Source organism: Pseudomonas sp. Irchel s3h14, assembly GCF_900187425.1.
In the GTDB taxonomy this organism is placed as follows: Bacteria; Pseudomonadota; Gammaproteobacteria; order Pseudomonadales; family Pseudomonadaceae; genus Aquipseudomonas.
On the sequence record NZ_FYDJ01000009.1, the window covers coordinates 226,326 to 243,858 of the forward strand.

The following is a 17,533-nucleotide window of genomic DNA, read 5'->3' on the forward strand; positions in this document are numbered from 1 at the left end:
CCGACGTTTCAGGCGACAGGAATCATCGGATCTGCTGAAGCCAGCGCAGTGACACGGTCAGCCGCAGGTGGGTAGATCCACATCGTGTTGATCTGGGTTTTCAGCGCTTTGGCTTCCTCTTTGACCAACTTCACCTGGCGGTCCCAACCCTCGGTGTAGACCGCGCCCCAGGCGCCCAGATCCAGACAGGTCACGTATTTAGGCTGGCTGTACGGGGTCGGGTCCACGCCCAGAATCTGTGCGGCAACGTTGTTGCCGGCATGACGACCCAGCGAGATGGCGTGCTGACAGGTCATCAATGCGAAGTTGCCGATGTCATCGCTGGCGGCATAGGCCACGTCGCCGGTGGCGAAGATGTCTTCCTGGCCAATGACTTTCAAGTGAGCGTCGACGTGCAAACGGCCCAGGTGATCGCGTTCGGCCGGAATCTGCTCGGTCAGCGAGCTGGCGCGCACGCCGGTGGTCCAGACCACGGTTTTGGCATCGATGCGCTGACCATCGGTCAGGGTCACGCCATTTTCATCGACAGCGACCACCGACGATTTCAAGCGCCATTTCACGCCCGTTTCAATACTGGCTTCAGCGATTGATTCGGCGATCTCGGCGCCCATGGACCCGCCAACTTTCTCGCCGCGATCAACGATGATCACTTCGACGTCGGCGCGATCACCCAGGATGGCACGCAGACGCGCAGGCATTTCAGTCGCGGTTTCAATCCCGGTAAAGCCACCGCCGGCCACCACTACGGTGTTGCGAGCTTGGCTTTCTGGCAGGTTGACCAGGGACTTGAGGTGATTTTCCAGGCGTACGGCCTGCTCGATCTGATCCACGTCGAAGGCGTGTTCCGCCACACCTGGCGTGTTCGGCAGTGCCAGACGGCTGCCAGTTGCCAGAACGAGTTTGTCGTAGCTGCACACTTGCTGGTTGCCGGATGCATCGACGTAGCCGACACGTTTTTGCTCAACGTCGATGGTTTCGGCAGAGCCTTTGATGAAATGGACGCCGACCGCATCGAACAGTTCGCCGATCGGTGCAGCCAGTTGGTGAGCATTCGGCTCGTAGAAGCGTGGACGGACTCGCAGCTCGGCCTGAGGGGCCAGAACGGTTACTTCAACGTCGTTGTGGCCATGAATGTCGAACAGACGCGTGGCGCTCAAAGCCGTCCACATGCCACCGAAACCTGCGCCGATAACCAGGATGTGCTGTTTCATTTTTAACTCCGGGGAGAAGACCAAGTGATGAGTTCGTTTAAGGTCACGCTCTTCGGTAGCGACTGCTTACCACTGCTGACCGGACAACGGCGACTATATTGATCCTAGTTACTTGGCACAAAACGAAATTACTGATGGTTAGTATCGAAAGTTTTGATTAGTCCAAAAAAGGCTTATGAACAGCCAGCCATGCCGCACAACGAGCAGTGAATACGCGACAGGATGCGTTGCTCGGCTCGCTTTCCGCTGTTAACATTTACGACAACTTTAGTCGGAGATCGACATGTCTCTTTACAGCGCAGGCGTTGAGTACGGCATTCATTGCCTGATTTTTTTGGTGGGTAATTGCGGTGACACCCGTGAGGCGAGCGTGCGCGACCTTGCCAAGCTGCAAGGCGTACCACAGGACTATCTGGCAAAAATTTTCACCAAACTGGCCAAGGCAAAACTGGTGGTCGCCACTGAAGGCGTGCGCGGCGGGTTCAAGCTGGCCCGGCCTTCTGACGAAATCAGCATTCTGGATATCGTCAATGCCATCGACGGCCAGAAGCTCATCTTCGATTGCCGAGAGATTCGCGGGCGTTGCGCCCTGTTCGAAGGTTCCGCGCCGGCGTGGGCGCTGGCAGGTCCCTGCGCAGTTAATGCCGCCATGATGACCGCGCAGAAACGCATGGAAGACGCCCTCGCCCAGCAGACCATTCTTGATCTCGCCAGGAAGGTCGGACGAAAAGCGCCGGCGCAATTCAATGCTCAGGTGGACAACTGGATGAACGATCGTCGGGAAAAGAAAATCAGTGCGAGCACTCAGGCAAGCGACGACCCGATCATCCAGGTGACCGATATCACCGATTAAACCTTACAGACAATCACGCACTGCCTGACGTAACGCCCCGGATTTCGCCCAGGGCGGCCCCTGATAAAGCGATACGTGACTGCCATCCTTCGATTTCACGATATCCACAATCTCGTCGGCCGTGATGATGCTCGGCGCCGTGACCCTGTAGCCATTGGAAATCGCCGATTGGGTCGTGTTGGGAATCTCCCGCTGCCACGCCGGCAGAACGCACGCGGCATAGTCTTTCGGCGCCTTGTCGCTGTATTTGCTGACATTCGGCTCACCTGGCACCATGGACGCGGGCAACGAACAGCCCGCCAGCAACGCCAGCCCTACTCCCCCAATCAATTTGCGCATGACGCTTCCTTATCCCGAAAAAGGGGAATGTAGCGCGTCGCTGTCCAGACATCCATCAGTTGCACTGAACTCAACAAGGGGCGTTGTGTTCACCGGTATCCGGATACGACCTCTCATTCAGATAAGTCATCCATCTTTCATACGCTTCATGCTGCCATTGAGTGACCCGCTCCCATTCCGGGCCGCTCAGCTGATGTGCAGAAATCAGTTTCATCATTTCCGTGGTGGCCGCGTCCAGATCAACGATCAGTTCATGGGCATGAAATCTAAAATCATCAGTAGCCGTCATTTGAAGTTGCCTCGCCCTAGCAAAAATTCACTACCTCACTACGACATCAGATCTGCGGGTTCACGTTCATTTTCCCGACAAAAGGCTGCACCCACGGCTCGGACGAACAAAACGCCCTGACCCGGGAAATGGGACTAAAATTTCGTAGCGGAGATTGGCAGGAGGTCATCATGTGGCTTAACGAATCTGAAAACGAACTTCGGCGTGACCTGCAAGGTGTTGCGTCGGATTTGAGATGGTCAGCGGTAGAGCTTTTGCGCATCGCAGAGCAGCTACGCCTGGCCGGCAATGACGTGGATGCGCAAGCAACCCTAAAGCTGTGCGAGTTGTTTCAGGGAGATGAAGAGCGACTGAAGGGTTATGCCGAGGAAGTGAAAGCCAAGATTATCACTCGAACGAAAGCTCAATAGCAGGAGCGCTGCCATGCACAAGCCTCTATGCGCGCTGGTCGTTGTACTGGGCGCGTCGGGTGGCTGCAGCACCGAATCGCATGTCTATCGCGATCAACCGCTGGTCGCAAAGGTCGAGACCGGCATGAGCAAGGATCAAGTCCAGCAGATTGGCGGCCAGCCTTTATCCATAACGGATCGCACCGTTGAGCCTGGCACTTGCTTTGACTACAAGCTGACGCAGGCCGGCCATCAGCAAACGTACAACGTCAGTTTCGATGACAGGGGCAAGGTCGACCATAAAAGTTTCATGACCTGCGCGGAATGGAGTAACGCGCAGCAAAAAGCCCGAGAGCCTTCCCGCGGCGGCGGTGGCGGTTATTAGCCCAGGACCTTAGCGCCAGGCAAAGAAAAGCCCCGGCGAACCGGGGCTGCAAGCGCGCTACTTATCTGACTTCTGGCTGCGTGCAGGCCGACTTGCTTTGGCCTTGTAGCCGGGAAGAGCGGCCGCAAAGGCCAGTGCTTCCTCTTTACTGCCAAAGGCTCCAAGCCGGTCACCTTTGGTGCACACCCGCCATGGGCCGTTGTTCACGCTGAGTACGTCATAACCGTTCATGTGCATTTTGGTCAGCATCGGAACGCTCATAGTCACCTCCATTTCGGCAGTGATGATCCTGGATTCACTTGAATACCTTACACCCGACCTTCCATGAAGTGCCGACCAGACGTCGCGCCAGGATTCCGACATCCGGTTGCACTTTCAACTTCGTCCATCACTCCTCCAGAACCTGAACACAAGCGACGCCACGCTCAGAATCATCAAAGCGTTTCAGCGTCGCCTGTAAGGCTCTCTATCCTGCGGCCAACGCCGTCGCGGCCTTATCGATGAACGCTGCAATCTCGACCGGCATCGACGCCAGGGACGCATGGCTGGCGTGCAGGGTGAGGATCTCCCTGGCGTTCAGCCGCCCCGCCATCCATTGCTGATTTTGCGGTGCGATCATCCTGTCATCCGTGGAAACCTGATACCACGACGGCTTCTTCTTCCACGCCACCGTGTTGATGGTGTCGCCGAAGGTGCTGGCCAGCGGCGCTTTCTGGGTGATGCCCATCACCAACCCTTCGGTCTTGGGCAGGTCCTGGCAGAAGCTTTCGTGATAGAGCTCAGGTTTGACCCACAGATAACCGTCGCTGTCGGGAGCCAGGTTGGCCGCCGCAGCGGGCGAATGCCGTTGCGTGATGCCACCGGGACTTTCACCGGCGTCCGGCGCGAAGGCAGCGATGTACACCAGCCCCACCACGTTCGGTTGATCGCCGGCCTCGGTAATCACCGCGCCGCCATAGGAATGCCCCACCAACAACACGGGCCCCGACACTTGAGCGACCATCTTGCGCGTGCGCTCTGCATCGTCTGCCAATGAAGTCAGCGGCATCTCCACCGCGCGGATGTTCGTAATGCCCTTGTGAATCAACTCGGCGATGACCTTGTTCCAGTGGGCAGCACCGCCCCAAAAACCATGGACCAGCACGATCGTGGGTTTGTCGCTCATCACGATGACTCCGATTGAGGATGGGTTGTTGGCAAGTCGCGTCAGCCCTGGTCGCCGCCACCGACCGGCATGATCATGCCGGTGATATAGGACGCTTCGTCGCTGGCCAGAAACAGAATAGCGCTTGCCTGTTCATCCAGCGTGCCATAGCGCTTCATCAAACTGCTGTCGAGCGTCTGGTCGACAATCTGCTGATACCAGACCTTCTCTTGCTCGCTCTGATCGGCGCTGTTGCGCGGAATCACCCGCGGCGGCGCTTCGGTGCCACCGGGCGCGGTGGCATTGACCCGAATCCCGCGACCGGCTGTTTCGAAGGCCAGGCAAGCGGTCAGCGCATTGACCCCACCCTTCGCCGCACCGTACGGCACGCGATTGACACTGCGCGTGGCGATGGACGAAACGTTGACGATGGCACCGCTCCCCTGCTCAAGCATGAACGGCAGCGCGGCATGACAGCACCACAGCGTCGGGAACAGCGAGCGGCGCACTTCGGCCTCGATCTGCGACGCTTCGTAATGCTCAAAAGGCTTGGTCCAGATCGTCCCGCCCACATTATTGATCAGCACATCCAGACGCCCGAAACGTTCGACGGCGGTTTGCATGACGCGGCTGCATTCGCTGTATTGCTCAAGATCGGCGGTCAGCGCGAGCACCTGGCTGCCCTGCCCTAATTGCTGCTGAACCTCGAACACCAGCTCGGAGCGATCGACCAGAATCAACCGCGCCCCTTCCGCCGCCATGCGCTTGGCAACGCGCCGACCGATGCCTTGGGCAGCGCCAGTGATCAGCGCGACTTTTTCGTGGAATCTGTTCATACATACCTCGTGGCGAAGATCAATTTCGCAGGGAACGGCTATCTGTAGCAGCTGCCGAGCCTGCGAGGCTGCGTTCGGCTGCGAAGCAGTCGTGAGATCAGTGCATGCGGTGCATCAGGAAGACCATGCACTCAAGTATCACGACTGCTTCGCAGCCGAACGCAGCCTCGCAGGCTCGGCAGCTGCTACAAAGACGGTGTCGTTGCTGATACTTACGCCGCGCTAGCGGCAAATTTCTCGTAGTAAAAGTTTGTCGGCGCGATGCCTTTTTCGCGGATGAACTGGCTGACCGCCTCGACCATCGGCGGCGGGCCGCACAGGTAGACATCGACGTCGCCTTCGTTCAAATGCTGCGGCTCGATGTGTTGGGTCACGTAGCCCTTGAGCGGGTGCTGACTGTCCGGGTTGGCCACGCAGGCAATGAAGCTGAAGTTCGGGATTCGTGCGGCGAAGGCTTCGAGTCGATCCATTTCCACCAGATCGAAATCGTTGGTCACGCCGTAGATCAAATGCAGCGGATGCTCACTGCCCTGCTCGGCGATTTTTTCCAGCATCGCGGTGAACGGTGCCAGCCCCGTACCGCCGGCCAGCAGCAACAACGGACGGCGAATGTCGCGCAGATAGAAACTGCCCAACGGCCCGGCCAGGCTCATGCTGTCGCCCGCCTTGGCCATGCCGGTGAGGAAGCTGCTCATCAAGCCGCCGGGCACGTTGCGGATCAGGAAACTGACTTCGCCGTCGCGCTGCAACGAGCTGAACGAATAGGCGCGGGTCTGCTCGCTGCCGGGAATCCCGAGGTTCACGTATTGCCCCGGCAGGAACGCCAGTTTGCTCAGGGCTTCGCCCTTGATCGACAGCGCGATGGTGCTGTCGGACAACTGGCGCACGGCGCTGATGGTCGCGTCGTAACTGGCCTGACGGGTGCGGCACACCTCGGAAGAGGTCGGCACGCGCACCACGCAATCGCTCTGGGCGCGCATCTGGCAGGTCAGGACGAAACCTTGCTCGGCCTCTTCCGCGCTGAGTGCGTCTTCGATGTACTCCTCGCCCAAATCATAACGGCCGGCCTCGGCGAAGCATTTGCAGGTACCGCAGGCGCCGTCGCGGCAATCCAGTGGAATATTGATGCCCTGGCGATACGCGGCATCGGCCACGGTTTCGCCGACATTGGCGTCGATGAACCGGGTGACGCCGTCTTCAAAATTGAATGCAATGGAATGAGTCATGACCGCTGCCTCACAGGTGGTAAACATCGATGACCTGGCGAACGTAATCGTTCTTCAGGATCACTTTCTTGGCCTTGATCAGCGGGTTTTCACCGCGCACATCGAGGGTGTAGAAACTGCTGCCGAAATAGCTGTCAACGGTCTTGTAGCGAAAGCTCAGGGTGTGCCAGTTGAAGCGCACTTTGCAGAACCCGTCGGCCTGTTCGAGCAGCTCGATGTTGCTGATGTTGTGCGAGGTGCGGGTGTCCGGCATGGTGGCGCTGGAACGCTCGGTCTTGATGCGGAAAACGCGGTCTTCCAGGCCGGTGCGGTTGCCGTACCAGATCAGCGAGATTTCCCGTTGCGGGTCTTCAGTCAGCTCGTCGTTGTCGTCCCAGGACGGCATCCAGAACGTCGCGTCCGGGGCGTACAACTCCAGCCATTCGTCCCATTGCCGGTCATCGAGGTAGCGCGCTTCGCGGTAGAGAAAATCACGCACGGTGTCATAGGTGATGGTCATTGCACGGCCTCCACAGGAATCAGTTCGGACTGCTCGGCGGCCAGGGCCTTGAGCATGGTCTGCTGCCAATACTTGTGTTGCAGCACGAACAGGCCTTCGTCTTCGGTGCGCACGCCGCTGAGCAGCGGATGCAGGTCGATTTCCTTGGCGGCGTCATCAGCGCCTTCGATCCAGTGTTCGGCGCCGCGGGACATGTCGTTCCAGGCGGTCACGCTGCCCTGATAACTGGTCTGGCAGGAACGAAACTCTTCCAGATCATCCGGGGTGGCCATGCCGCTGACGTTGAAGAAGTCTTCGTACTGACGAATCCGGCTCGAACGGGCGTGGTCGCTTTCGCCTTTGGGGGCGATGCAGTAAATGGTGATTTCCGTGCGATCGACCGAGATCGGTCGGGCGATACGAATCTGCGAACTGAACTGGTCCATCAGGTACACGTTCGGGTACAGGCACAGGTTGCGCGAGTTCTCGATCATCCAGTCGGCGCGAGCCTTGCCGAAATCCTGGGCCAGTTCATCGCGACGCTCGTACAGCGGACGATCTTCTGGGTTGGACCAACGGGTCCAGAGCAGCATGTGGCCCTTGTCGAAGGAATAGAAACCACCGCCCTGCTTGGCCCAACTGCCGGCACTCATGGTCGGATTGCAATCGCCGGCCTCACGCTGCTTGCGCTGGTTCTGAGTGGCCGCGTAGTTCCAGTGCACGGAGCTGACGTGATAGCCGTCGGCGCCGTTTTCGGCGGTGAGCTTCCAGTTGCCTTCGTAGATGTAGCTGGAGGAACCGCGCAGCACTTCCAGGCCATCGGCGGACTGGTCGACGATCATGTCGATGATCTTTGCCGACTCGCCCAGGTGTTCAACCAGCGGGACTACGTCGGCCTTGAGGCTGCCAAACAGGAAGCCGCGATAAGATTCGAAACGCGCGACTTTGGTCAGGTCGTGGGAGCCTTCGCAGTTGAAGCTCGCCGGGTAGCCCGCTTCGGCCGGATCCTTGACCTTGAGCAGTTTGCCGGAGTTGTTGAAGGTCCAGCCGTGGAATGGGCAGGTGTACGAGCTCTTGTTGCCAGACTTGTGCCGGCACAGCGTCGCGCCACGATGGCTGCAGGCGTTGAGGAACGCATTGAGCTCACCGTCCTTGTTGCGCGCGATGAAGATCGACTGGCGCCCCATGGTGGTGGTGTAGAAATCGTTTTTGTTGGGGATCTGGCTTTCGTGGGCCAGGTACAGCCAGTTCCCTTCGAAGATGTGCTGCATCTCGAGATCGAACAGCCGCGGGTCGGTGAACATCTCGCGCTTGCAGCGATAGATGCCCTGTTCTTTGTCATCTTCGAGCAGGGAGTGAAGGTATTCGGGTCGCAGGGTCATGGCCGCCGCCTCCATTGTTTTTATTCAGGCAGGGCCATGCTAGGACGGGGGGAAGTGGCGGACTATCCGCTGGGTGCAGACCTGTATCCGTTTTGTGCAATGGGATTTTTTATGGGGGCGGGTGGCGTTTGCGGGAATACAGTCCACCGCCGATCCGGTGTAGGAGCAAAGCTTGCTCGCGATGGCGTCGTGTCAGGCGACATCAATCGTGAACCTACCGGCCTCATCGCGGGCAAGCCATGCTCCCACAGGGATGTGTGGCGTTTGCTAGCTCAGTGGCGGCGCTTGAGGGTGTCGGAAGGCAATTCACCGAACTGTTTGCGGTAGCTGTCGGAGAACCGGCCCAGGTGCAAGAAGCCGTAATCCATCGCCACTTCCGTGACGTTGCGCACGTTGCAGGTCGGGTCGCTCAGGCAGGCGTTGATGCGCTCAAGGCGCTTTTGCCGGATGTAGTTTTTCGGCGTGGTGCCGGCGTTGCGTTCAAACAATCCGTACAACGAGCGCAGACTCATCCGCGCCTGACGTGCCAGTTCTTCGCTGTCGATGTCTTGTTTGAGATGGCCCGCGATGTAGTCGGCAATCACCTCGAACGTGGCCGTCTGTGAGCCGAGACTGATCCGGCTGACATTGGTCTTCATCAGGCTGAGCATCTTGCTGACGATGATCTGTGCGTAGTGCTCCTGCACTTTGGGAATCTGCTCGGTCGCCTCGGCTTCCTGGCAAATCATCGCCAGCAGACCGACAAAGCCTTCCAGCTCATCGAGCTGATAACGGTTCTCCAGAAACCGCACGCCCTGCCCCGGATAGCGCCAGCGCTGTTCATCGCACACGGATTCCAGCAACGGGGTGGGGACTTTGAGGATAAATTTTTCGCAATCGTCGGAATACGTCAGGTCCACCGGATCATCGGGATTGATCAGCAGCAACTCGCCGGGTGCGAAGTAGTGTTCCTGGCCGTGGCCGCGCCACAAGCAATTGCCGCGCAGCAACACTTGCAGGTGATAGATGCTTTCCAGCGCACCGGAAGTGACCCGTACGCTGCCGCCATAACTGATGCGGCACAGGTCGAGGCTGGCAAACTTGCGGTGATTGAGGCTGGCCAGCGGTTGCCCGGCCCGGGGCATCAGAATGCAATGGTTACCGACATGCTGATTGACGTAGCCCGACACCGCGTAAGGGTCGGCGTGGTCGAATACGGTGCTGCGCTGACTCAACAGTTGCGCTTGCATCATCGGGTCACTCTCATTGTTGTTATAGGTAACGTCGGGCCATTCCAGGATCGAAACGCAGAAGACCACGAGATAAACGGTCGGTTATCTCGTGGCCCGGCTCCGTTGTTCGAGGATATCAGTCCTCGAGTGCGCGGACCCGCTCGTGGCGTTGCTGCTCGTCGGGTTGTGCGGTGGTCTGCAAGGTAAAATCGAAGTCGATTTCGGCAAAGCGACCGCTCACACCATGGGCCGCCGCACGCTGTTGATCGTCGCTGAAGGTGATTTTCGCGATCAGCTCATCCCGAGTGGCATAGGCGAAATCGTCGTGCAGGTACTGATCACCATCGAGGTTGATCTGGGTGGTCAGGTGACGATGATCCGGCGCGGAGATGAAGAAGTGGATGTGCGCCGGCCGTTTCCCATGACGGCCCAGTTGATCGAGCAGTTGCTGGGTCGGGCCGTCCGGCGGGCAGCCATAGCCCGACGGCACGATGCTGCGAAAGCGATAACGACCTTCGGCATCGGTGACGATACGACGACGCAAGTTGAACTCCGATTGAGTGGTATCAAAGTAGGAGTAAGTGCCGCCGGTGTTGGCGTGCCAGACATCCACCACCGCACCGGCCAACGGTTCGCCGGCGGTGTTCTTGACCTGGCCCTGCATGAACAGCACCACACCCGGATCGACGCCGTCATCCAGTCGCGCTTCGCCTTCCGACAGCGGCGCACCCGCAACGTACAGCGGGCCCTCGATGGTCCGCGGCGTGCCGCCGGCCTTGCCGGCCTGCTCGTCTTCGGCGTCCATCAGCAGGTCGAGGTAATGCTCCAGACCGAGCCCGGCCACCACCAGCCCGGCCTCTTGACGCGCACCCAGCACGTTGAGGTAGTTGACGGCTTTCCAGAACTCTTCCGGGGTCACGGCCAGGTCTTCGATGATGTTCACCGAGTCACGCAGGATGCGGTAGACCAGGGCCTTGACCCGCGGGTCGCCGGCGTCATTGAGCAGGCCGCTGGCCTCTTCGAGAAACTTCTGGACACTGGCAGTGTGGGAAATTTTGACGTTCATTTTGGTGGGTTCCTCATCTTGTAATTATTAGCGTAGCGAACTGAACAGGCTGGGTTCAGCGGTCATCCTCGCGGATAGAAGAAGGATGCCGGCACATCGCATCGACCTCGATCGCCATGTACGGAAACAGCGGCAATTGCATGAGCAGGTCGTGCAGCTCCTGAACGCTGTCGACGTCAAAAACGCTGTAATTGGCATAGTGCCCGGCGATGCGCCACAGGTGACGCCACTTGCCTTGCTCTTGCAGGCGCTGGGCCAGGGCTTTTTCGTCAGCCTTCAGCTTCGCGGCTGCTTCGGGATTCATGTCGACTGGCAGGTTCACGGTCATTTTTACGTGGAACAGCATAATGCTCTCCTCAGGCTTGATGAATGGCAGTAGACGTTTTGTCTCGACGGAAGAACGCCAGACGTTCTTCGTCGAGGCTCAGGCCCAGCCCCGGTGTTTTCGGCACGTGCAACTCAAAATCGCGATAGACCAGCGGCTCGCTGAGAATGTCTTCAGTCAGCAGCAATGGACCGAACAGCTCGGTGTCCCACGCCAGTTTGTTCAGCGTGATAAAGGCATGGGCCGAGGCCAGGGTGCCGATGCCACCTTCGAGCATGGTGCCGCCATACAGGCCGATACCGGCCGCTTCGGCAATCGCAGCGGTTCGCAGTACGGCGCGCGGGCCGCCGTTCTTGGCGATCTTCAAGGCAAACACCGAGGCCGCGCCTTCACGGGCCAGGTTGAACGCATCCTCCACGCATTCGATGGATTCATCGGCCATGATCGGCGCCGGGCTCATGGCGTTCAGGCGCGCCATGCCGGCGCGGTTGTTGCGCGAGATCGGTTGTTCGATCAGGTCGATGCCGTTGGTTCCCAGAATCCGGCAGGCGCGCAGCGCGACCGCTTCATCCCAGGCCTGATTGACATCGACTCGCACGCTGGCGCGGTCTCCCAAAGCTTTTTTGATCGCAATGACGTGGGCCAGGTCGCGGTTGACCTCACCGGCACCGATTTTCAGTTTGAAGATCCGATGGCGGCGCAGGTCGAGCATTTTTTCCGCTTCGGCGATGTCCTGGTCGGTGTCGCCACTGGCCAGGGTCCACGCCACTGGCAGGGCATCGCGAACGCGGCCGCCCAGCAGTTCACTGACCGGCAGCCCAAGGCGTTTGCCCTGAGCGTCGAGCAAGGCGGTTTCGATACCTGATTTAGCGAAGGTGTTGCCACGGATGCTGCGCTCCAGGCGCAACATCGCGGCGTTCACGTTGGCGCTGTCCTGGCCCAGCAGCAGCGGCGCGAAGTGTTTGTCGATGTTGGTCTTGATGCTGTCAGGGCTTTCGTTGCCGTAGGCCAGGCCACCGATGGTGGTGGACTCGCCAATGCCTTCAATGCCGTCGACGCAGCGCACGCGAATGATCACCAGGGTCTGGTTCTGCATGGTGTGCATCGCCAGCTTGTGCGGGCGGATGGTCGGCAGATCGACGATGATCGTCTCGATCGATTCAATGGCTGTTGCAAGCATGTCGATACCCGTCAGGTTCTTAAAGTTCTGGAACCGATTCTGGTACGGCTTTTTTCGGGAAGCCAATATAGAATTGGTCTGACTTGATACCTTTAAGGTATGCAACCGACTTGCGTCTGGAGGCTCCATGGAACTGCGTCACCTGCGGTATTTTCAGGTGTTGGCTCAAACCCTCAATTTCACCCGTGCCGCCGAGCTTCTGCACATTGCCCAACCGCCGCTGAGCCGGCAGATGCAGCAACTGGAGGATGAACTCGGGGTGTTGTTGCTGGAACGCGGGCGGCCGCTGAAGCTGACCGATGCCGGGCGTTTTTTCCATGAGCACTCCACCGCCCTGCTCGAGCAACTGGGCAAGGTGTGCGACAACACGCGACGGATCGGTCTGGGCGAAAAGACCTGGCTGGGCATCGGTTTTGCCCCGTCGACGCTCTACGGCGTGCTGCCGGAACTGATTCGCCGTTTGCGCAGCGGCGAGCCCCTGGAGCTTGAACTGGGGCTCTCGGAAATGACCACGTTGCAGCAAGTACAGGCGCTCAAGGCCGGGCGCATCGACATTGGTTTCGGCCGAATCCGCATCGACGACCCGGCGATCATCCAGACTGTGTTGACCGAAGATCGTCTGGTCGCCGCCCTGCCCGCGGGTCACCCATTACTGGCCGGGCCGATCAGCCTTCGCGAATTGGCGAAAGAACCCTTCGTGCTGTACCCCGGCAACCCACGTCCCAGCTACGCCGACCATGTGATCGCCTTGTTCGAATCCTATGGCGTGAGCATCCACGTGGCGCAATGGACCAACGAGCTGCAAACAGCTATCGGTCTGGTGGGAGCGGGAATCGGCGTCACCCTGGTGCCGGCCTCGGTGCAATTGCTGCACCGCGACGACATTGGTTTCACGCCGCTGCTGGAAGACAACGCGACCTCGCCGATTATTCTCAGCAGGCGCGTGGGCGACGTATCGCCGGGGTTGAATCATTGCTTGCAGATGATTGATGAACTGCAACCGCGGGCCTAGCCGGCAAACGCCCGACGACCGGCGCGCATCTCGATGCGCAACTCGCCAATCAGATTGGAGATATCGCGAACGCTGGTCAGCCGTTCGGGTGATACACCGGTAATCAACAGATCAATGCGCCCGGTGGCGGGTTCGTAGACCTTGATCCGTAACGTTTCGTCGGGATTCACCGTGCAGGCACAGGAAAGCGGTTGAAAACCGGACTCAACAATGCGGCAAAGCTCAGGAACTGAAACCATGACTGGCGCCTCCGTGGCCATTAATCGGATCCAACTTGCTCAGCATAGATGCGCTTTTCCAATCCTGCGCCCGCCGATGGTCGAAAAAGTGTTAGCTGTTTCTCACTTTGGCGACCTTTCAGTGAGAATCCCCACCCCAGATCCAATTCCAGAGCCCCGGTAATTTAACCGGCTGTGAACTGTCGCGAACGGTACGCGCCATGGCGGCCCGTTGCAGCGCGGCCGTATCGTCGTAAAACGGCTTCTCTGCGGTTTTCACACCGGTAGCCTGTGCACTGTCGAGGAGGATTTGCAGGTATTCCCGAGCATGCCGGGCGGTGTAGCGATTGAGGTCGTGGAACGTCACCACCACCGGAATCACCCCATCTACCACCGGTAACTCGCCAAGGGCGATGCGCTCGCGCACTTCGGACATTGTGCGCAAGAAATGAGCCCGCCGCCGGGGGCTGGCGTTGAAACCCCAGATTTTGCCGTCATTGGCGCTCAGATCGGTCAGCAGCACATGCATGCCATGTTGCTGATAGGCCGCGAAGACCCGTTTGTCATAGTTCCAGAATGGCGGACGAACCAGGGTCGGCGGCGCGCCGGTGAGCGCGGCGATGTCGGCGCTGCCCTTAGTCAGCGACTGCTCCAGTGCCTCCGGACTCAGAGACCGATGATTGGTGTGCCCGTGGGTGGCCGTGTGGAAACCCAATATCTGCCCTTCTGCGTGTTCACGGCGCATGACCTCGCGACCGATTTCGCTGTTGCCGGCACGTGGCGCACGGGTCTGCACGAAGAACACCGCTTTGAGGTTCGGTTGCACCGGGTTTGTGGCCAGACTGTCGAGCACCGTCATCGTCGGATTCCAGAAACTCGAGGCGCTGGGACCGTCGTCGAAGGTCAGCAGAAAACGGATCGGTGGTTGCGCGCTCAGACGCTGTTCGGTCTGCGGCGTCATTTCAATGGGAGAAGCGATGCACCCAACCAGCCCTGTGGCGATGATGAGTGCAGAGAGAACCTTGAACAGCTGTTTCATGTTTTGCCCATTTATCCTTCGTCGGCCCGCAGGTCGCTGCGGGCCGAGGTTGGATAAGGGTACACAGTGTTTGGTTCCAGTGCTGCCCGGCATCGTGGGTTACTGGGCAAACGCCTGCTGAAACGAGCTGTCGATAATCGGCGCAGTCGCCAACGCAGCCGGCAGCGCTTTTACCTTGAACAGGAAGTCCGCCGTGCTTTGCAGATCCTTTGCTGCCTGCGCATCCACCGGGCCGACGGTCATGTGGGCCTGGCGCAACCAATGGCGCGAGACGCTCTGGTCAAGGTTGGCTTTCTTCGCCCAGAGATCGGCGTACTCGTCGGTGTGGTTATCGACCCAGGCCCGGGCCTTTTTCAGGCGCACCAGAAAATCGGCAATGGCTTCGCGCTTGCTGTCGATCGACGGCGTCGAGGCGGCGATGGCGCTCAGGCCGGGCATCAGGTTCTTGGCGGTGAGGATCGGCCGGGCGCCGGAGAACAGAATCTGCTGGGAGATGTAAGGTTCCCAGACCGGGAACGCGTCGATGCTGCCCTGAGGCAACGCGGCGGCGGCATCGATCGGCATCAGTTTGATGAAGTCGACATAGTCTTCCGGCAGGTCGGCTTTTTCCAGGGCTCGCAGGGTCAGTTGCTGGCTCCAGGCACCGGGCCAATAAGCGACTTTCTTACCCTTCAGATCGGCGATGGTTTTCACCGGTGAATCCTTGGGCACCAGCAAGGCGATGGTGTCGGGGTTCTGCCGCGACACGCCGATCAGTTTCACCGGCGCCTGCTTGGCGGCGAGGAACAGAAAACCCGAATCGCCAAGAAAACCCAGATCCAGTGCGCCCGTATTCAGCGCTTCGGCCAGCGGCGCGGCGGCCTGGAAGTGCTTCCAGTCGACGGTATACGGCGCATCTTTCAGTACGCCCGACGCCTCCACCGAAGCGCGAACGTTGTAGTAGTTCTGATCACCGACGTGCAGGACGACGGGCTCGGCGGCGTAAGCCAGTGGTGCGGCGAACAGTGCGCTGGTCAGCAGACTGCGCACGAATCGGGACAGGTTCATCGGGGGCTCCTTGAGGGTTATTGCGATAGACCATAACGCTCTTATAAGAAGCATCTGAAATTCGATTTATGCATAAGCTAATGACTTGCGACAAACAGTGTCTGCGCAGCAACAGCGTTTCAACAGACTGTTTTCCATTTAACATTTCTCTGCCCCGACTCGATGCAACTAAGCTGAAATCTCCAGTCAGCGCGCTTCAATCAGAGAATCAACCTATGTGCGGACGCCTGTCGCAGTACCGTGGCATTCACGATTTTGTCGCGGTGCTGAGCATCCCCGACGCGTTGATCAACCACGTCAGTGATGAACCGCTGGCCCGCTACAACGCGGCGCCCACCACGCAACTCGCCCTCCTGCATCTGGAAAGCAACGGCCTGCATGCCGATTTTCAGCGCTGGGGATGGCGGCCGCACTGGGCGAAGGATCGGGCGGCACCGATCAATGCACGGGTCGAAAAAGTCGCCCACGGCCCGTTCTTCCGGGCGATCTGGCCGCACCGCGCGATAGTGCCGATCGACAACTGGTTCGAATGGGTCGATGCAGGGGACTCGACGAAGCAACCGTGGCTCATCCGTCGACGGGACCGGGCACCGATTTTATGCGCCGCAATCGGACAGTTCCCCCGCGCGGGTGATGAGCCGCGGGCGGATGACGGTTTTGTGATCATCACCGCCGACAGCGCGGGCGGCATGCTCGACATTCATGACCGGCGCCCCGTGGTGTTGTCTGCGCCGCTGGCGCGGGAATGGCTTGACCCGGCCACCCCCAAAGAACGCGCGGAGCAGATGGCTCTGTTGCAGGGCGAAGTCAGCGAGGTTTTCGAGTGGTACAAGGTGAACAAAGCGGTGGGCAATTCAAGAAATCAAGGCGCAGCATTGATTGATGAAATCCCATAAACGTATAAATGCAGGCATAAGCATCAGTTATATATACATATTGATCACTTGAACATTACGCAGACTGTTTCATCCAAGAGACACTTTGCTTTCTTCACCATTTAACTGACAACCGCCTGTCCGACACTTCGATACATTTAGAATAACTATGGATAGCATGCGCGCCGCATTCCCTTCGGCACCCCGCAATTGACCAAAGAATCAACGAACCAAGGAAATCCTTACAACAACAAGCCTTGCAGAGAATTAAATTGCGCGACGATTTCACAATTAATCAAGTCGATGGTCTGGCGTGTGTTTATCTTTCGAAGACAGAACATTACCCTCTCGACTGTTTTATCGGGCAATACATAAAGACCCGCAACCTGGGTTCAATCTCCACTATCAGCAACATTCTTCGTTCAACGCTCGAAAACTATCCGGGTAAACCTCCAGTGATGGTTAACGAGCTGAACGCCTGGATCGACAAGACCTTGGGTTACAGGGCCTCCCACCCCGATTTTCCAGCGCTGGAAGAGGTTTGAGTTGATGGGCCGGGTTCATTCAGCCAAAAAACTGAACGAACCCGACATCGAGCCACTCTCAATAACAGAGCTTCGGCCCAAGGAGGAATATATGAGCAAACTCGTCCCCTATGCCGTGCACTATATGTTCGACGGCGTTCGTCAGCACTTTTTCAAACTGGCTGAACAGTTCTCGGATGTCGAGGCAATACATTCGGCGTCTGCCCATGCTTATCCCGACTCCGATCGTCAAATCGCCGCACACGCCAACCTCGAAACTGCGCGCATCAAAGCGCAGCAATTAGGCATTACGCACATTCGCTGGAATGAAGCGATCTGATTTAATCATCGCCCAATGAAAAGCCCCGTTTTGATAGCGTAATGCTGTTCACTTAAGCGGAGCAGCCTTACGGTCTACTGGAAACCGGGTCTTTGAGATCTTCACCGTCCTTGGCCTCGAAGGCCTGGGGCGGTGATCCAGAAATAATCCTCCAATACCTGCCC

At 58.6% G+C, this 17,533-nt stretch carries 23 protein-coding genes; 7 read left to right on the forward strand and 16 right to left on the reverse strand.

Going from position 1 to position 17,533, the window contains the following annotated elements; all coding sequences use genetic code 11:
- Nucleotides 1–8: 8 nt before the first annotated feature.
- A complete protein-coding gene (locus tag CKW16_RS19145; RefSeq protein ID WP_095129721.1) occupies nt 9–1,211 on the reverse strand; it encodes an NAD(P)/FAD-dependent oxidoreductase in 1,203 nt (400 codons plus the stop codon).
- A 283-nt stretch (nt 1,212–1,494) separates the two neighbouring features.
- Between CKW16_RS19145 and CKW16_RS19150 the strand changes: the two genes are divergently transcribed.
- On the forward strand, nt 1,495–2,064 hold the full coding sequence (locus CKW16_RS19150; protein WP_095129723.1) for an Rrf2 family transcriptional regulator: 570 nt from the start codon (nt 1,495–1,497) through the stop codon (nt 2,062–2,064).
- A 3-nt stretch (nt 2,065–2,067) separates the two neighbouring features.
- On the opposite strand, the gene CKW16_RS19155 is transcribed toward CKW16_RS19150, so the two are convergent.
- Together CKW16_RS19155 and CKW16_RS19160 are read right to left on the reverse strand one after the other, a co-directional pair.
- Nucleotides 2,068–2,403, reverse strand: a complete 336-nt coding sequence (locus CKW16_RS19155; RefSeq protein ID WP_095129725.1) for a hypothetical protein — start codon at nt 2,401–2,403, stop codon at nt 2,068–2,070.
- Nucleotides 2,404–2,473: 70 nt separating this feature from the next.
- Complete coding sequence (locus CKW16_RS19160) at nt 2,474–2,692, reverse strand: hypothetical protein (protein ID WP_095129727.1); 219 nt, start codon at nt 2,690–2,692, stop codon at nt 2,474–2,476.
- A gap of 170 nt (nt 2,693–2,862) precedes the next feature.
- Between CKW16_RS19160 and CKW16_RS19165 the strand changes: the two genes are divergently transcribed.
- Together CKW16_RS19165 and osmE are read left to right on the forward strand one after the other, a co-directional pair.
- Nucleotides 2,863–3,102: a hypothetical protein gene (locus CKW16_RS19165; protein WP_095129729.1), complete on the forward strand. Its 240-nt coding sequence runs from the start codon at nt 2,863–2,865 to the stop codon at nt 3,100–3,102.
- A gap of 13 nt (nt 3,103–3,115) precedes the next feature.
- The gene (gene osmE / locus CKW16_RS19170; RefSeq protein ID WP_095129731.1) at nt 3,116–3,466 is read left to right on the forward strand and encodes an osmotically-inducible lipoprotein OsmE; all 351 of its coding nucleotides are present in this window, start codon (nt 3,116–3,118) and stop codon (nt 3,464–3,466) included.
- 57 nt (nt 3,467–3,523) lie between these two features.
- Here the strand turns inward: osmE and CKW16_RS19175 are convergent, their stop codons facing one another.
- From CKW16_RS19175 to CKW16_RS19220, 10 genes are all read right to left on the reverse strand, one after another.
- Nucleotides 3,524–3,727: a hypothetical protein gene (locus CKW16_RS19175; RefSeq protein ID WP_046049802.1), complete on the reverse strand. Its 204-nt coding sequence runs from the start codon at nt 3,725–3,727 to the stop codon at nt 3,524–3,526.
- Between the two features lie 205 nt (nt 3,728–3,932).
- Nucleotides 3,933–4,631, reverse strand: a complete 699-nt coding sequence (locus tag CKW16_RS19180; RefSeq protein ID WP_095129733.1) for an alpha/beta hydrolase — start codon at nt 4,629–4,631, stop codon at nt 3,933–3,935.
- A gap of 41 nt (nt 4,632–4,672) precedes the next feature.
- Complete coding sequence (locus CKW16_RS19185; RefSeq protein ID WP_095129735.1) at nt 4,673–5,446, reverse strand: 1,6-dihydroxycyclohexa-2,4-diene-1-carboxylate dehydrogenase; 774 nt, start codon at nt 5,444–5,446, stop codon at nt 4,673–4,675.
- A gap of 212 nt (nt 5,447–5,658) precedes the next feature.
- Nucleotides 5,659–6,672, reverse strand: a complete 1,014-nt coding sequence (gene benC / locus CKW16_RS19190) for a benzoate 1,2-dioxygenase electron transfer component BenC (RefSeq protein ID WP_095129737.1) — start codon at nt 6,670–6,672, stop codon at nt 5,659–5,661.
- A 10-nt stretch (nt 6,673–6,682) separates the two neighbouring features.
- A complete protein-coding gene (gene benB / locus CKW16_RS19195; protein ID WP_095129739.1) occupies nt 6,683–7,171 on the reverse strand; it encodes a benzoate 1,2-dioxygenase small subunit in 489 nt (162 codons plus the stop codon).
- On the reverse strand, nt 7,168–8,532 hold the full coding sequence (gene benA / locus CKW16_RS19200; RefSeq protein WP_095129741.1) for a benzoate 1,2-dioxygenase large subunit: 1,365 nt from the start codon (nt 8,530–8,532) through the stop codon (nt 7,168–7,170). Before benA ends, benB begins: the two co-directional genes overlap by 4 nt.
- A 272-nt stretch (nt 8,533–8,804) precedes the next feature.
- Nucleotides 8,805–9,764 carry an AraC family transcriptional regulator gene (locus CKW16_RS19205; RefSeq protein WP_095129742.1) on the reverse strand — a complete coding sequence of 320 codons (960 nt, stop codon included), beginning with the start codon at nt 9,762–9,764 and terminating at the stop codon, nt 8,805–8,807.
- Nucleotides 9,765–9,879: 115 nt separating this feature from the next.
- Complete coding sequence (gene catA, locus CKW16_RS19210; RefSeq protein ID WP_095129744.1) at nt 9,880–10,809, reverse strand: catechol 1,2-dioxygenase; 930 nt, start codon at nt 10,807–10,809, stop codon at nt 9,880–9,882.
- A gap of 55 nt (nt 10,810–10,864) precedes the next feature.
- Complete coding sequence (gene catC, locus CKW16_RS19215; RefSeq protein WP_046047438.1) at nt 10,865–11,155, reverse strand: muconolactone Delta-isomerase; 291 nt, start codon at nt 11,153–11,155, stop codon at nt 10,865–10,867.
- Nucleotides 11,156–11,165: 10 nt separating this feature from the next.
- Nucleotides 11,166–12,314 (reverse strand): muconate cycloisomerase family protein, encoded by a 1,149-nt coding sequence (locus CKW16_RS19220; RefSeq protein WP_176471574.1) that lies wholly within the window; start codon nt 12,312–12,314, stop codon nt 11,166–11,168.
- A 127-nt stretch (nt 12,315–12,441) separates the two neighbouring features.
- Here CKW16_RS19220 and CKW16_RS19225 point away from each other — a divergent pair, with 127 nt between their 5' ends.
- Complete coding sequence (locus tag CKW16_RS19225; protein ID WP_033057700.1) at nt 12,442–13,326, forward strand: LysR family transcriptional regulator; 885 nt, start codon at nt 12,442–12,444, stop codon at nt 13,324–13,326.
- On the opposite strand, the gene CKW16_RS19230 is transcribed toward CKW16_RS19225, so the two are convergent.
- The 3 genes from CKW16_RS19230 to CKW16_RS19240 form a co-directional block, all read right to left on the reverse strand.
- On the reverse strand, nt 13,323–13,565 hold the full coding sequence (locus CKW16_RS19230) for a DUF1652 domain-containing protein (protein ID WP_056744830.1): 243 nt from the start codon (nt 13,563–13,565) through the stop codon (nt 13,323–13,325). The two genes, CKW16_RS19225 and CKW16_RS19230, sit on opposite strands and share 4 nt — an antisense overlap.
- 118 nt (nt 13,566–13,683) lie before the next feature.
- Nucleotides 13,684–14,583 carry a polysaccharide deacetylase family protein gene (locus tag CKW16_RS19235; protein ID WP_095129746.1) on the reverse strand — a complete coding sequence of 300 codons (900 nt, stop codon included), beginning with the start codon at nt 14,581–14,583 and terminating at the stop codon, nt 13,684–13,686.
- 99 nt (nt 14,584–14,682) lie between these two features.
- Nucleotides 14,683–15,630, reverse strand: a complete 948-nt coding sequence (locus tag CKW16_RS19240) for an ABC transporter substrate-binding protein (protein WP_095129748.1) — start codon at nt 15,628–15,630, stop codon at nt 14,683–14,685.
- A gap of 215 nt (nt 15,631–15,845) precedes the next feature.
- Here CKW16_RS19240 and CKW16_RS19245 point away from each other — a divergent pair, with 215 nt between their 5' ends.
- The 3 genes from CKW16_RS19245 to CKW16_RS19255 all read left to right on the forward strand — a co-directional run bounded on the left by CKW16_RS19245 (nt 15,846) and on the right by CKW16_RS19255 (nt 17,369).
- Nucleotides 15,846–16,526 (forward strand): SOS response-associated peptidase, encoded by a 681-nt coding sequence (locus tag CKW16_RS19245; protein WP_095129750.1) that lies wholly within the window; start codon nt 15,846–15,848, stop codon nt 16,524–16,526.
- A 251-nt stretch (nt 16,527–16,777) separates the two neighbouring features.
- Nucleotides 16,778–17,050 (forward strand): hypothetical protein, encoded by a 273-nt coding sequence (locus CKW16_RS19250; RefSeq protein WP_095129782.1) that lies wholly within the window; start codon nt 16,778–16,780, stop codon nt 17,048–17,050.
- Nucleotides 17,051–17,141: 91 nt separating this feature from the next.
- Nucleotides 17,142–17,369 carry a DUF6555 family protein gene (locus tag CKW16_RS19255; protein WP_046047446.1) on the forward strand — a complete coding sequence of 76 codons (228 nt, stop codon included), beginning with the start codon at nt 17,142–17,144 and terminating at the stop codon, nt 17,367–17,369.
- The last annotated feature ends 164 nt before the right edge of the window (nt 17,370–17,533 follow it).

Bases quoted from the DNA above. Each gene is read 5' to 3' on its own strand.
- CKW16_RS19220 (WP_176471574.1), bottom strand. From the start codon at position 12,314: ATGCTTGCAACAGCCATTGAATCGATCGAGACGATCATCGTCGATCTG.
- CKW16_RS19150 (WP_095129723.1), top strand. From the start codon at position 1,495: ATGTCTCTTTACAGCGCAGGCGTTGAGTACGGCATTCATTGCCTGATT.
- CKW16_RS19225 (WP_033057700.1), top strand. From the start codon at position 12,442: ATGGAACTGCGTCACCTGCGGTATTTTCAGGTGTTGGCTCAAACCCTC.
- benB (WP_095129739.1), bottom strand. From the start codon at position 7,171: ATGACCATCACCTATGACACCGTGCGTGATTTTCTCTACCGCGAAGCG.
- CKW16_RS19160 (WP_095129727.1), bottom strand. From the start codon at position 2,692: ATGACGGCTACTGATGATTTTAGATTTCATGCCCATGAACTGATCGTT.
- CKW16_RS19255 (WP_046047446.1), top strand. From the start codon at position 17,142: ATGAGCAAACTCGTCCCCTATGCCGTGCACTATATGTTCGACGGCGTT.
- catA (WP_095129744.1), bottom strand. From the start codon at position 10,809: ATGAACGTCAAAATTTCCCACACTGCCAGTGTCCAGAAGTTTCTCGAA.
- CKW16_RS19205 (WP_095129742.1), bottom strand. From the start codon at position 9,764: ATGATGCAAGCGCAACTGTTGAGTCAGCGCAGCACCGTATTCGACCAC.
- osmE (WP_095129731.1), top strand. From the start codon at position 3,116: ATGCACAAGCCTCTATGCGCGCTGGTCGTTGTACTGGGCGCGTCGGGT.
- CKW16_RS19235 (WP_095129746.1), bottom strand. From the start codon at position 14,583: ATGAAACAGCTGTTCAAGGTTCTCTCTGCACTCATCATCGCCACAGGG.
- benA (WP_095129741.1), bottom strand. From the start codon at position 8,532: ATGACCCTGCGACCCGAATACCTTCACTCCCTGCTCGAAGATGACAAA.
- CKW16_RS19155 (WP_095129725.1), bottom strand. From the start codon at position 2,403: ATGCGCAAATTGATTGGGGGAGTAGGGCTGGCGTTGCTGGCGGGCTGT.
- CKW16_RS19145 (WP_095129721.1), bottom strand. From the start codon at position 1,211: ATGAAACAGCACATCCTGGTTATCGGCGCAGGTTTCGGTGGCATGTGG.
- catC (WP_046047438.1), bottom strand. From the start codon at position 11,155: ATGCTGTTCCACGTAAAAATGACCGTGAACCTGCCAGTCGACATGAAT.
- CKW16_RS19245 (WP_095129750.1), top strand. From the start codon at position 15,846: ATGTGCGGACGCCTGTCGCAGTACCGTGGCATTCACGATTTTGTCGCG.
- CKW16_RS19185 (WP_095129735.1), bottom strand. From the start codon at position 5,446: ATGAACAGATTCCACGAAAAAGTCGCGCTGATCACTGGCGCTGCCCAA.
- CKW16_RS19230 (WP_056744830.1), bottom strand. From the start codon at position 13,565: ATGGTTTCAGTTCCTGAGCTTTGCCGCATTGTTGAGTCCGGTTTTCAA.
- CKW16_RS19175 (WP_046049802.1), bottom strand. From the start codon at position 3,727: ATGAGCGTTCCGATGCTGACCAAAATGCACATGAACGGTTATGACGTA.
- CKW16_RS19180 (WP_095129733.1), bottom strand. From the start codon at position 4,631: ATGAGCGACAAACCCACGATCGTGCTGGTCCATGGTTTTTGGGGCGGT.
- CKW16_RS19165 (WP_095129729.1), top strand. From the start codon at position 2,863: ATGTGGCTTAACGAATCTGAAAACGAACTTCGGCGTGACCTGCAAGGT.
- CKW16_RS19240 (WP_095129748.1), bottom strand. From the start codon at position 15,630: ATGAACCTGTCCCGATTCGTGCGCAGTCTGCTGACCAGCGCACTGTTC.
- benC (WP_095129737.1), bottom strand. From the start codon at position 6,672: ATGACTCATTCCATTGCATTCAATTTTGAAGACGGCGTCACCCGGTTC.